This is a genomic window from Flavobacterium sp. (genome assembly GCF_043779715.1).
In the GTDB taxonomy this organism is placed as follows: Bacteria; Bacteroidota; Bacteroidia; order Flavobacteriales; family Flavobacteriaceae; genus Flavobacterium.
In genome coordinates this window covers 52933-66609 of sequence record NZ_JAYWDT010000240.1, presented here as the reverse complement: position 1 = coordinate 66609, position 13677 = coordinate 52933, and the positions used below count along the sequence as shown (strand labels likewise).

General features: G+C 35.5%; 9 protein-coding genes and 1 tRNA gene. 7 read left to right on the top strand and 3 right to left on the bottom strand.

Annotation, left to right across the window (positions count from 1 at the left end; genetic code table 11):
- The 7 genes from ACH2BG_RS11745 to ACH2BG_RS11715 form a co-directional block, all read left to right on the top strand.
- The coding region (locus ACH2BG_RS11745) for an LptF/LptG family permease (RefSeq protein ID WP_395047881.1) at positions 1 to 400 on the top strand (400 nt) is incomplete at its 5' end.
- 2 nt (positions 401 to 402) lie between these two features.
- Positions 403 to 1536, top strand: coding sequence for a 3,4-dihydroxy-2-butanone-4-phosphate synthase (ribB, locus tag ACH2BG_RS11740; RefSeq protein WP_395047880.1), 1134 nt, complete (start codon positions 403 to 405; stop codon positions 1534 to 1536).
- A gap of 136 nt (positions 1537 to 1672) precedes the next feature.
- Positions 1673 to 1757: transfer RNA gene (locus ACH2BG_RS11735), tRNA-Ser, on the top strand.
- A 252-nt stretch (positions 1758 to 2009) separates the two neighbouring features.
- Positions 2010 to 3248: a site-specific integrase gene (locus tag ACH2BG_RS11730; protein WP_395047879.1), complete on the top strand. Its 1239-nt coding sequence runs from the start codon at positions 2010 to 2012 to the stop codon at positions 3246 to 3248.
- Positions 3249 to 3434: 186 nt separating this feature from the next.
- A complete protein-coding gene (locus ACH2BG_RS11725) occupies positions 3435 to 4001 on the top strand; it encodes a helix-turn-helix domain-containing protein (protein WP_395047878.1) in 567 nt (188 codons plus the stop codon).
- 95 nt (positions 4002 to 4096) lie between these two features.
- Complete coding sequence (locus tag ACH2BG_RS11720; RefSeq protein ID WP_395047877.1) at positions 4097 to 5578, top strand: MauE/DoxX family redox-associated membrane protein; 1482 nt, start codon at positions 4097 to 4099, stop codon at positions 5576 to 5578.
- A gap of 99 nt (positions 5579 to 5677) precedes the next feature.
- A complete protein-coding gene (locus tag ACH2BG_RS11715) occupies positions 5678 to 5959 on the top strand; it encodes a DUF6520 family protein (protein ID WP_187657298.1) in 282 nt (93 codons plus the stop codon).
- A 56-nt stretch (positions 5960 to 6015) separates the two neighbouring features.
- Here the strand turns inward: ACH2BG_RS11715 and ACH2BG_RS11710 are convergent, their stop codons facing one another.
- Genes ACH2BG_RS11710 through ACH2BG_RS11700 form a run of 3 tightly spaced genes read right to left on the bottom strand, consistent with a single transcriptional unit; the run spans position 6016 to position 13099 of the window.
- On the bottom strand, positions 6016 to 8628 hold the full coding sequence (locus ACH2BG_RS11710) for a S9 family peptidase (RefSeq protein ID WP_395047876.1): 2613 nt from the start codon (positions 8626 to 8628) through the stop codon (positions 6016 to 6018).
- Positions 8628 to 10001 carry a RagB/SusD family nutrient uptake outer membrane protein gene (locus tag ACH2BG_RS11705; protein WP_395047875.1) on the bottom strand — a complete coding sequence of 458 codons (1374 nt, stop codon included), beginning with the start codon at positions 9999 to 10001 and terminating at the stop codon, positions 8628 to 8630. Before ACH2BG_RS11705 ends, ACH2BG_RS11710 begins: the two co-directional genes overlap by 1 nt.
- A 17-nt stretch (positions 10002 to 10018) precedes the next feature.
- A complete protein-coding gene (locus tag ACH2BG_RS11700; protein ID WP_395047874.1) occupies positions 10019 to 13099 on the bottom strand; it encodes a SusC/RagA family TonB-linked outer membrane protein in 3081 nt (1026 codons plus the stop codon).
- Between the last annotated feature and the right edge of the window lie 578 nt (positions 13100 to 13677).

The window sequence follows — 13677 nt, the reverse complement described above, 5'->3', positions numbered from 1 at the left end:
AAATAATTTTTCATTAAGCTATAAGAAAAAAGATATAAATAGCTTTTGGCTGTCTATTTATGATAAATTTGTGATAGCATTTGCTTGTATATTAATGTTTTTTATAGGAGCACCATTGGGATCTATCATTAGAAAAGGAGGATTAGGATTGCCTATAGTTTTTGCAATGTTAATATTTATAACTTTTCACTTTCTAAATACTTTTGGTAAAAAAGTAGCACAAGAATCAGGAATAACACCGTTTTTTGGCGCTTGGATTTCGTTTTTTCTGTTAGTACCATTAGCCATCTTTTTAACAAGAAAAGCAATAAACGATAACGGAGGAATAAGCTTTGATGGAATTACAGAGCCAATTAAAAAAATATTTATCAAACTCACACAACGCAACAAACTACAATAAAAATGACTACAAATAGGATTATACTAAATACGATTGAAGAGGCTATAGAAGACATTCGCCAAGGCAAGATTATTATAGTTGTCGATGATGAAGACCGAGAAAATGAAGGAGATTTTCTAGCTGCTGCCGAAAAAGTAACACCAGAAATGATAAACTTTATGGCAACTCATGGTCGCGGACTAATTTGCGCACCACTTACAGAAAGTCGTTGCAAGGAATTAGAATTAAGAGCCATGGTTTCTAACAATACCGATCATATGGAAACGGCATTTACCGTTTCGGTCGATTTGAAAGGAAATGGAGTAACAACAGGAATATCGGCATCGGACAGAGCAAAAACAATATTATCGTTAGTAGATTCAAGAACAAAACCTCATGAATTAGCACGTCCTGGACATATATTCCCTTTGGTAGCTAAACAAGGAGGAGTTTTACGAAGAACAGGTCATACCGAAGCGGCTATCGATTTTGCAAGATTAGCAGGATTTAAATCGGCAGGAGTAATTGTTGAAATTATGAATGAAGACGGTACAATGGCTCGTTTGCCAGAATTGTACGAAGTAGCCAAAAAGTTCGATTTAAAATTAGTTTCAATCGAAGATTTAGTAGCTTACAGAATGCAACATGATAGTTTGATTGTTAAAAAAGAAGATTTTGATATAGAAACTCGCTTTGGATCATTCAGACTTCGTGCTTACGAGCAAACAACAAATAAACAAATACATATTGCGTTAACAAAAGGTACTTGGAATTTAGGAGATTCTGTTATAACCAGAATCAATTCATCACAAGTAAACAATGATTTGTTGGGAACGTTGACAAACAACGCAGACAAGCAACTCGACGATATGTTTAAAGTCATTAATGAAGAGGGTAGAGGTGCTGTGATATTCATTAATCAAGACATGCAATCGGTAAGTTTGTTAAACAGAATTCATGAACTTAGAGCATTACAATCGAAAGGGGAGATGAAAGCACCTAAAATTGTAATTGACAGTAAAGATTTTGGAATAGGTGCGCAGATTTTGCACGATATAGATATTTCTAAAATCAGATTAGTTTCTAATACAGACCAAGGAAAACGTGTGGGTATGATAGGATATGGGCTTGAGATTGTTGAATATGTAAATTATTAGAAACTATTTTCTAACGTTAATTTAAACGAAATGAATTAGTTAAAAAATAATTCCATTTTTTATTCAAAAAAGGTTTGCATAAACAAAAAAGCTTACTATATTTGCACTCGCAATAACAAATTGTGCACGCTCAACTGGAGAAATGGCAGAGCGGTCGAATGCGGCAGTCTTGAAAACTGTTGACTGTAACAGGTCCGGGGGTTCGAATCCCTCTTTCTCCGCAAAATACTTTTTAAAGTACTTCAAAACCCCTTAAATCTTATGATTTTCGGGGTTTTTTGTTTTTAATCCCATATCAAAACATTCATTAATTCGCAATTCAAGAGGGGCACAATTCGGGGCACAAGGCAATCAATAAAAATTGTGCCCCTATCTTTTCGCCAACCTCAGTATTTACAGCCAGTTCAGAAAATGAACATCTTGTACCTATTTGACTTTTTAACTAAATTATTACTAATTAAAAGGTCACCAAAATGGAAGCAACAATCACAAATCTTTTTTATCTAAAAAGAGCAAAAGCCAATGTACACGGACTAGTTCCAATTTATCACAGAACCACAATCAACGGAAAACGCCTCGACAAAAGCACCGGAAAGTACATTGATCCCACTAAATGGTCAACAGAAGCAGGCAGAATGAAAGGCACTTCTGAAGAAGCTAGAACAATAAATAGCCACCTTGATTCACTGATTGCAAAAAATTCTAGTATTGAAAAGAAATTAATTGCAGTTGACAAGGATATTACTGCCGAAGTTTTTAATAATGTGTTGACAGGCAAAACTGAAAAGCAACGAACACTTATCCCAATCTTTCAAAACCATAACAATCAAATTGAAGCTTTAGTAAAAACCGAAGAATATTCTCCAGGAACATTAGAGCGATACAAAACTTCGCTTAGCCATACAAAAGAGTTCATGAAATGGAAATTCAATATATCAGACATTAATATCAAGGATATTGACTTGGCGTTTATTACGGATTACGATTTTTACTTGAGAACTGAACGTGGTTGTAGCAATAATACGACTGTAAAATACATTAAAAACTTCAAGAAGATAATTCAAATCTGCTTGGATAACCGATGGATTATTGAAAGTCCATTTGTAAAGTATAAAGGAAAAATCAAGGAAGTTGAAAGAGATTTTTTAACTGAAAGCGAAATCGAGACAATTTACAATAAGAAGTTTCATTGTGAGCGATTAGTTCAAGTGCGTGATATTTTCATATTTTGTTGTTTTACTGGTCTAGCTTATATCGATGTAAAGCAATTGACAAATGATCACATTGGAATTGGAATTGATGGCAACAAATGGATATTCAAGAATAGACAAAAAACCGATACTAGTTCAAAAATTCCTTTACTACCTATTCCAGAACAAATTATGGCGAAATACGCATCACATCCAAAGTGCATAAATGAAGAAACTATACTACCAGTTTTAAGCAATCAAAAAATGAATAGCTATCTCAAGGAAATTGGCGATGTTTGTGGCATTAAAACAGAATTAACTTTCCATCTTGCTCGACATTCATTTGCAACCTCTATAACACTCACAAATGGCGTTCCTATTGAAAGCGTAAGCAAAATGCTTGGTCACACTAACATCAGAACCACGCAACATTACGCAAAAGTAGTTGATAGAAAAGTGAGTGATGATATGGCTATTCTCAAGCAAAAATTAGCACCTCAACTAATAGCGAAAAGTTCATAGAATAACTTTTACTTTTTTTTAAAGCATTGCAACAACTGCAATGCTTTTTTTATTAAAAACACATCCAAAACAAGGTGTGTAATTCCCGAATGGAACACTATACTTCTTGATTTATATAATTCGATAATATAGTTTTGTCAACATTTCCCAACTTCCTTTCTGGCAATCATTCACATACATACCTTAATGGATAATCAACAAAACCAACAACGAATTAAAAGCTTATATAAGATGCTTTTAGAAATGGCAACCGGAAATCTAGCGTTTCGGGTGGAGCTAAATGGCAGTGGCGATGAGTTGGATCAATTGGCAAATATGCTGAATGAAGTAGCGGAAAAAATGCAAAACATAATTTCGAAATACGAGTTCAAGAACCAACCATACAATTACAGTACAAATCAAAATACTACTAAACAATCCGATGCAGAACTAATACAGAAAGTCCTTGACTACATCAAAAATCATTTAGAAGAACCTTTGCCAACTACCAAAGAACTTTCAAAAATGTTTGGCACTAATGAATTTACTTTAAAAGACAGCTTCCGGAATATAGTTAAAACGAGCATTTATCAATTTTACAATGACGAGCGATTGAAGAAAGCGCATTTTCTAATCAAGGAAACAGCAATTCCATTGAAAGAAATTGCTTTAATATGCGGATTTAATGATTATCCCAACTTCTACAAAGCATTTAAAAAACGTTACAACTATCCTCCAAGCGAGGTAAAAAGAGAAAAAGAAAACAACAATTAATAAAGGCATTCCTTCTTTTGCAAACCGATATTCCCGAAATGAAATAAGATAACGTTTTCATTAATAGAATTTTACACTACCAATTCTATTGAACCATGAAAATTAAGGTCACCAATCTAAAATCAATCTTAGTAGAAATAATAAGTATTTTACTAATGTTACTTTTTGTTTATTCAGCACTGAGTAAGCTATTAGAATTTCAAAACTTCCAAGCCCAACTAAGTCAATCGCCACTTATAAGCGCATACACCGGATTTGTTTCCTATTCCGTTTTAATAATTGAATTATTAATCGCTTTATTACTTGCAATACCAAAATCAAGATATATTGCTTTGTTAGCTTCATTTGGTTTGATGCTAATATTCACCGCTTACATAGTTGTCATTCTAAATTATTCCTCATTTGTTCCTTGCTCCTGCGGTGGTATATTAGAGAAAATGGGTTGGAAAGAACACCTGATTTTCAACATAGCGTTTACAATTCTAGCTGCAATTGCAGCTGTATTTACAGCAACAAATAAATCCAAAACAGTTATAAAACTAATAATTATCGCAATAATCGGTTCAGCTGTAATTGTGATTTTATACTTCTATTCAGAACACACCATGCACCGAGAAAACCCATTCATAAGAAGATTTATCCAAGGTGCAGCAACCCAAACAGCCGAAGCAGAACTAACCAACAATTCCAAATACTATGCAGGAACCGATGGTAAAACCATTTATTTCGGAGATAGTCAAGCACCGCTACACATAATAGCTTACGATACCATTTTAAAAACCAAACGTCATTATAAAATACAACTGGAGCGTGAAAACTTTCCTTTTGTTTCAGTACAAGTCCGAATTGCACCACCCTATTTTTATCTCATGGATGGCACAGTGCCAGTAATTTACAAAGGCAATATATCCGATTGGAAAGCAAAACTTGTAATGTACGACAACAATTACTATTTCTCAAAAGCCGAAATAATTACTCCAGATAAAATCGCATTTCGAGCACAGCAACTCAAAACGCTTTATAACATTTTAGGAACCTTCACTTTCAAAGACAGTTTAAAAATGCAATACGCGCCTCAACTATTACAAAAACAAATAGATGGCTTTTTTGACACCGATGGCATGATGCATTTTGACATACAATCGCAAAAATTCATCTATACCTATTACTACCGAAATCAATTCATAGTTGCCGATACCAACCTCAACCTAATACATCGCGGAAATACCATCGACACAACGACCAAAGCCAAACTTAAAATAGCACATATCAAAGAAACTGGACAACGAAAAATTGCTTCACTACCAGCAACTGTTAATCAATTGACGACGGTTTCTAACAATTTACTATTTGTAAATTCAAAATTAATCGGACGATACGAACCCAAAGAAATGTGGAAACAAGCTTCGATTGTTGATGTGTACAACATCGAGAAAAACACCTACTTGTCAAGTATTTACATTTATAATATAAACAAAACCAAGTTGAAAGAAATGTTTGTGGTTGATAACAAGCTGTATGCAATAATCGGACATCAATTACACAAATACCAGTTGAGTAAAAAACATTTCAAATAGAAATAATAATATAAAAATCTATTCTGATCAGTAGCAGGAACGAGACTGAAAACCTGTAAAAAAGAGTAAGTCAAAAAAAGTAATTTAAATTCTATTACCATGAAAACCATTTTAAAAGTGATCTTGCCAGTATTGGCATTCACATTGGCAAGTGCCGGAGCAGTTAGCTCAAAAAATGCTAAAGTTAAAGAAGCAAAAAAGACAGTTTCTATCATTGGATTTATACAAAATCCATCAATTGCAAATTGTCTTCAAGTTACGGTGGATTGTACTCCAACGACTACAATCCAAAACTGTATGTCTAGTGAGGCAACTCCAAGACGTGTTTGGCATAAAAATGCAGCAAATGCTTGTAGTGTAAACTTGTACAAAGTATTGTAAACAAGTAACTTTTAAGTATGCAGTTTTCTTTAATCGAAAACTGCATATTTTTATCTTTACTCTTCTAAATCAGATTTCATCCATGATGCTTTTGGCTTACCTTTTAAATAATGACCAAACCAATCATTCATCTTTCTCAGTAAATCTTCTTGGTTTTTTGGATCTTGAAAAATGTGACCTTCGTTATCATACGCCAACATAACATGTTCTTTTTTTAATCGTCGTAAAGCCGCATAAAAAGTTTCAGCTTGTCTTGACTGCACTGTGTCATCAATTTTACCAGCCCAAGTCAATAACGGAGTATTTATTCCATTAGCATTCAGTAAAGGTGAATTGTTATGATAGGCTTCTTGATTTTCGTAAAAAGAAAATCCCATACGATATTGTTGGTTTTCGTAGCGCCATGCATCAATATTTGTGTATAATGTATTGATTGTAAAGTAATGTTGCAAATTATCAGATACAGCCGAGCCACTTATAGCCGTGGCAAACATATCCGTTTGTGTAATGATAAAATTTGTTTCATATCCGCCAAAAGATTGTCCAGTTAGTCCAATTTTTTTAGCATCAGCAACACCCATTTCAATAACCTTTTTAGTAGCAGCAGTAACACAGTCAACTGCCGACATAGCCGAATTTCCTTTTTCAAAAGAAATATCGGGTAACAAAACAGCATAGCCATCTGTAGTAAGATTAGCAATATTAAACCCAATCCCATTATGCAAACTTGGAGTAATATAATCATGTCTATATTTTGAAAAAGTTTCATAAATAAACACAACCATAGGATATTTTTTACTAGCATCATAATTCGCTGGATAATACAATATGCCTTTGAGTGGTGTTCCTTTACTATCGGCATACTGAATCATTTCCGATTTTCCCCAATGATACTTCTTTTGATGTTCATTACTATTAACAATTTCTTTTTGCAACCCATTATTATCAAATACTAGAGTTGGTGGCAAATCAAATCGTTGCATGACATAAATAAATGATGTGCCTTTTTTTGATTTTTTGAATTTTGTAACCATAGCATCATCAGCTATAAGTGGCTTTGCAATTAGGTTAGGTTTTAAGGTAAAAAAACCATGCGCACCACTTTGTAAATTATAAGAAATTAAAACAACTTCTTTTGATAAATCATAAACAGTAGTACCAGTTTCAGAATAATTAAACTCGTGAATATTTGATACAGCAGATGTATCAAATCGAAACCGTATGTCTTTATCTTTGCCATTAGTCAATCGTTTACGTTCCTTGCCATCAGGTGAAATCGCCCAAATATCATGATAATCATAGCACAATACATATTTGCCATCTTTCGTCCAATCGGTCTGACCCCAAACGCGCAATTCAGTACCTGGATCATTAACCCAGTTATCCCAGCTAACATTCAATCCTTGAGTAATGTTGGTATGTGATTTTTTCACAATATCATAAACCCACCAATTACTTTTTTTATAATAGCTTATAAACCTTCCATCGGGAGAAAAGTCTAGTTGACTATCAATACCAGACTGCTTCTCCAAAAGCAACTCTTTTGCACCAGTTCTAATATCAATCAAGTAAAAATCCCTATCAGCATTCAATTTATACTGTGGTTCATAGTAATCCATATTCGCTAAAAGAGCGTAATCTTGTGTGCCATTCAAAGCAATCCATTTTTGTTGCTCTGAATTTAGTGAACGAACAAATCCTTCTTTTGGAAACCAAACGGCTAAAAATTGTAAATAAGGTACACTTGCTCTCAACTTTCTTTCACGATAAAGCAACTGGTCTTTTGCATGCCAAACCTCAACACTGCCAGAATATCCAGTAGTGTCTTTTGCCACAATAGTAGTAATTCCAAAAAATACCTTCTTCCCATCACGAGAAACCTTCAGAGCAATATTTTGATCGGGAGCAATTTTCATTTTCACAGGAAAAATAGCATCAGAAGAGTTCAGCGTAAATACCTTATTGTTCACAAAATCATAATAATACACTTCTTCATTGTCTTTGTCAACACCATAAAAAGCAACAGAGTTGCCATTTTGTTGCCACTTGAAAACTTCAAAAGTTTGCGCAGTTGGTTTCAAAATTTGCTGCTGACTAAAAGTATTTTTCAAACTTAAACAACCAACAGAACCTTTCCCATGTAACGAAGTTGCATAAACTAACTTGGTTTTGTCTACATTCCATTCATAAGTAGTTACATTTTCTATTTGTTCAATAACTGTTTCATTCTTTCTTATAACTAGCGTACAAGCATCTTCCAAAGTAACCAAATACTGTCCATCAGCCGAATAGTCATACCGACTAACATTCGGTAATAACTTTTCAGTACCGCTTTTCAAATCAAACAACAACAATCCTTCTTTTTTCAAAAAAGCAAAGCTTCGTTCCTCAATAAATTGACCATGTAGCAAATTAGGAAACACAAACTTCTTATCAGTTTTAGTATGAACCACAAACGTAGTATCTACTCCATTTTCATACGAAAACCGATAACTAACCCAGTTGCCTTTGTCAGACAATTGCTCACTTCCCATAATATGCCACAAACCATAATCGGCTTCGGTCAAATGCTTCTTAGCTAGCACCTGTCCCATTACAGGACAGGGAACTAACCCAACTAAAATTATGGCGATCACACCATAAAACGTTGGTAAATAAGTGAACTTCATTAATAACCGGGATTTTGAGTTAAGTTTGGATTAGCCAATAATTCCGTTTCCGGTATTGGCCAATTAACATCGGTACTATTCCAACCCAATTTTGCAATAGGTAAATCGGTATTCAAAGCTCCATTTCGTTTCAAATCAAAAAAGCGATGTCCTTGCTCAGTAAACAATTCAAAACGTCGTTCCTCTTGCACAGCAGCAACAATTTCAGCATCTGTGTTGGCTGTCGTATTCGGCAATCCTGCCAAACTCCGAACCATATCCAAATCTTGTTTCGCATTACTCAATTCACCTTGTCGTGCTCTAGCTTCCGCACGAATTAAATATTGCTCCGCCAATCGAAACACTATCGAATACTCCACAGAGGTTCCGGTATTGTTATTTTGTTTGTATTTATTAGCATGATACCAAGTGTTTGAACCATCGGTTACAGTCGCAATCCAATGACTTTTCCTAAGGTCATCATTGGCAAACGAATTATACAATTCTTCACGCAATCCAACAAACGATGGTGGTCCAGTCTGAAACACAAATACAGAACCTTCATCGGTATTATTACCTTCCAACTTTGGCGAAAATTGCCAAATTGTAGCGGTACAATCCTTCAAAAATATCTTATCAATATCGGTTTCCCAAACATACTCTGCATTATTCAAAACAGCAGAGGCAGCATTCGAAGCTTCAGCCCAATTGCCATTATACAAATACACTCTTGCTAATAATGCCGATGCAGTCGAACGATTAGGACGAACACGGTCAAGTGCAAAATAAGCTTCTGGCAATAAAGCAATCGCTTGTTGTAAATCGGCAATAATGTTGTTGTAAACTTCTGCCGCTGGCATTCTAGTCACCAAGCGGTTTACTTCATAATCAGTAGTAGTGATATACGGAACATCGCCATACAAATTCACTAAATAAAAATGAACCAAAGCCCTAACAAAAGTTGCCTCACCAATAAACTGATTTTTATCGGCAGTCGAAAGTCCAATAGAATTCTGGCAACCATAAATCACTGCATTAGCACAATAAATCTGTTGGTAACTTTCATTCCATAGTTGCGATGCTATCGATGTAGTCGCTAGCATCGTATTGTTAAAAATAAACGAAATGTTATCATCGGTATTTCCATAATAAGTCAGTTCATCAGCATACAAACCCAAACTTACACCAGAACCATTAGCGTTTCCTGCTATCAATCCTGTATCGCGTAGTTTAGAATAAATATCAATCATAGCCGCATTGGCTGTAGTTCTATCTTCAAAAACAGTTATGCCAGTCAGTTGCGAATTAGGCGTTTCAACATCCACAAAGCTATCACAACCCATCAAACTTAGTAACACAAATAAACTAAGTACTGTTATTTTAAAATTTTTCATAGTCATATAAATTAAGATTATAAAGTCAGTTTTACACCAGCCGAATACACTTTCAACGGCGACAAATAATTACTAAACTTAAATTCGGGATCGCCGTTAGAATAATTGGTAAAAGTCAACAAGTTCTGACCTTGCAAATACAATTGACATCGAACACCTTTACTCATTTTCAAGGGTAAATCATACGTCAATGATATGTTTTTCAAGCGCACATACGAAGCATCTTCAATATTACCTGTACTAAGTGCATAGCGGAAATACGCATTAATGATATCGCCATTAACACCACTCGTGAGTGGCTGTTGTCCATCAGCATTGCTAACACTCGCCACCTGATTAACCGCCGTTCCGGGAACACCTGGTGTTGGTCCAAAAGTTTCTTGCTTCACAAACTGAAACAGAAAATCCAATTGCAAGTTTTTATATTTAAAATTGTTCTGCAAACCGCCAAAGAAATCCGGACTCAAATCGGCAACATGTGTTCTGTCGCCTATCGAAGTAATCACACCATCACCATTCACATCTTCAAACTCATAAACACCTGTAGTTGGGTTCATGCCTGTATAACTATAAACTTTTATGATGTTTATTGGTTGACCAACTATGTAGCGGCTCGCATTCGTAGAACTTTCTAATCCGGGATAAGAAACCAATTTGTTTCTACTAGCAGAAATATTAAAATTGGTTGTCCATTCAAAATCCTTACGCTGAAAATTCACAGTTCGTAGTGTAAACTCCAAGCCGCTATTTTCAACGGTAGCATCAAGATTGGCATTCAACGAACCAAACCCAGTCGTTCCAGGCAACGGAATACCAACCAACTGATTAGACGAACGATTAAAATAATACGCAGTAGTTAAAAACAACCTATCTTTCAAAAAGCCTGTTTCCAAAGCCACTTCAAATTTCCTATTCGTTTCCCATCCAAACTCGGGATTAAACAAACGTATCGGTTGCAAGCCAATCAATCCTTGATAGGTATTGCCCGATGAAGCATAAGTATCAAGAAACTGATAATCGCCAATCTGATCATTACCAGTCGTTCCATAACTCGTACGTAATTTTCCAAAACTCAACACCGAATTATCCTTCAAGAAATTCTCATTCGAAAAAATCCAAGCCGCACCAACAGCGCCAAAAGTGGCAAACTGCTTGCCTGGTCCAAAGCGGCTCGAACCATCACGGCGACCAGTAACATTAATAATATAACGTTCATTCCAATTATAATTGATTCGGGCAAAAAAGGCTTGATATTTATATACGGTTTCATCACTCAAGTCAATAGTTTTAATCGATGCCGAAGCCAAATTGTGAATCAAACTATTACTCGAAAATCCAAATCCATTCATAAACAATCGGTTGGTTTTTTGTTGTTGAAACGTACTTCCAACCAAAGCTTCTACTTTTCCTTTACCAAGTTTAGTGTTCCAATTTAATTGCGGTTCAACAATCCAAGTGCTTCTATCGGTTTGGCTGACACTCAATCCCGAAAAGGCACTTCCCAATCCAAAAGCCGGATTATACATGGTATGCGGTTGGGTTCTGCTTTCCGTACTCTTCAAATCCGAATAACCAAAGCTCGATTTCACTTGTAGATTCTTCAAAATTTGATACGACAAAACCGTATTCGCAGTCAAATCCTTAATCCTAGAATCAAACTCCGACAGCATAGTAGCCAACGGATTATCCCAAGTGCTGTTCTCCCAATTCAAATTACCATCGGCATTATAAAGTGCAGGTGCATTGGGTGCAAGTGTTCGCGATACCGCAGTCAAATCTGTAGCAGGTTGATTATTCTTTTGGGCAGTATAATTAGCAGAAAACACCAACTTAAATTTGTCATCGTCCGAAGCATGATTCATGTTAAAATGAGCAGCACCTTTATTATACTTAAAATCACCAGGAAAAACAGTCGTTTCCGTTCTATAATTCCCACTCAATAAATACTGTGTTTTGGCACTTCCACCAGAAACCGAAACTTGCAAATTGTTAACTTCAGCAGTACCACCTATAAATTTCTTTTGCCAATCCGTATAGCGGTTAGCATCCCAAGTGCCATTTACATCATAAGCAAAATCGGGATAAACACTAATACCATCATTCGCAAATGCCTGTTGGCGCATCGCTAAATACTGTTGCGTATTCATCAATTTTGGAGTTCTTGTAATACTTCCAACACTCGTAGAACCATTAACGGTAAAAGTAGTTTTACCTGCCTTTCCTTTTTTGGTAGTAATCAATACCACACCATTAGCACCACGCGAACCATAAATCGCCGTAGCATCAGCATCCTTGAGCACTTCAATACTCTCAATATCCGATGGATTAATAGAATTCAACGGACTAGTCAAACTCGGTGCAGTGCCCGATGTAGCAATAGAACCAATCGTTTCCGAAGAATACGGCACACCATCAATAATATAAAGCGGTTGGTTACCATCAGCTCGCAAACTATTCGTGCCTCTAATTTTAATAGCAAAAGCACCACCCGGACTTCCGCTATCCTGCACTATATCCACACCAGCCATTCGTCCTTGCATAGCCGCAAGTACATTGGTTACAGGTTGCTTTTCTATATCCTTATTAGATATTTTAGAAATACTTCCAGTACGTTCTTTATCTTTTACAGTATAATACCCAGCATTCACAACCACTTCTTTTAAAGTTGTGGCATCTTCTTTCATGGTTATATTCAACGCATTCCCATTGAAGTTTGCCATTGTTATTGTCATTGATATTGAAGAATATCCAATAAAACTGAAAACAAGCACATCGCCTTCAGCAGCAGCTATTGTAAACTGTCCATTCTCGTTTGTTATAGTGCTAATTGGCTTACCTTTAATAGAAACGGTAACATCAGTCAATACACCATTGGCATCACGTACATTTCCTGTAATATTTTGTTGCTTGCTCTGAACTTGCTTGCTCTGAACTTGATTCAGGATCAGAGTCTTTTTGTCTTTTGTCATCCCGAGCGCAGTCGAGGGGCTTACTTTAAGACTTTCGACTTTCGACTTTACGACTGCACCAGAAAATTGAAAACAAAGACAGCACATCATAATAATGCATCGGTCCTTGTACAATGAAAATTTATTCATAATTTTGGTTGAGTTAAATGAAACATTAGTTTTGTTTGTCCAGTCCTCTATACTAGTTTTCCCGACGAGATAGAGGGCTTTTTTTGTGAATTTAGTTTAGTCTGTTATTCCATAGGCAATTGATTAATTTGTTTACCACCGTCACTTCGAGTGATTTTCTGTGCATAAAACGCTAGTTTTAGGGACAGAAAATTGACCCGAGGCGATTAGCCGAACTGAGCGTAGCTAATTGAGAACTACAAAGAAACAATTCGCAAAACCAATAAAAACAGAAACAGTGCTAAGAATCAGGAAGAGAAAACCTTAAGGTAAAAAAAAGGTATGGAACTCATCTTACTGCACTGGAGGTACTGGTATACCTGGAAACAATAAGTGAGCCCACACCCTAGAGCGTGAGCATCTTACTTATCATCTCGTTTCTTTAAAATTACCAGTTTTCCAGTGCGAGATTCTAAGCGAATGCTTCAATATTGTATTTGAAGAATCGCAAATTTAATTAATTCGGTGCTAATATAATAAAATATTTTAAAAACAGGATTATAGTCCTTAGTTTTTTAATCTTTTTTGAAGTCATTTTG

What these genes read in the sequence shown, in the direction of transcription:
- ribB (WP_395047880.1), top strand. Translation starts at nt 403, where the DNA reads ATGACTACAAATAGGATTATACTAAATACGATTGAAGAGGCTATAGAA.
- ACH2BG_RS11730 (WP_395047879.1), top strand. Translation starts at nt 2,010, where the DNA reads ATGGAAGCAACAATCACAAATCTTTTTTATCTAAAAAGAGCAAAAGCC.
- ACH2BG_RS11725 (WP_395047878.1), top strand. Translation starts at nt 3,435, where the DNA reads ATGGATAATCAACAAAACCAACAACGAATTAAAAGCTTATATAAGATG.
- ACH2BG_RS11720 (WP_395047877.1), top strand. Translation starts at nt 4,097, where the DNA reads ATGAAAATTAAGGTCACCAATCTAAAATCAATCTTAGTAGAAATAATA.
- ACH2BG_RS11715 (WP_187657298.1), top strand. Translation starts at nt 5,678, where the DNA reads ATGAAAACCATTTTAAAAGTGATCTTGCCAGTATTGGCATTCACATTG.
- ACH2BG_RS11710 (WP_395047876.1), bottom strand. Translation starts at nt 8,628, where the DNA reads ATGAAGTTCACTTATTTACCAACGTTTTATGGTGTGATCGCCATAATT.
- ACH2BG_RS11705 (WP_395047875.1), bottom strand. Translation starts at nt 10,001, where the DNA reads ATGAAAAATTTTAAAATAACAGTACTTAGTTTATTTGTGTTACTAAGT.
- ACH2BG_RS11700 (WP_395047874.1), bottom strand. Translation starts at nt 13,099, where the DNA reads ATGAATAAATTTTCATTGTACAAGGACCGATGCATTATTATGATGTGC.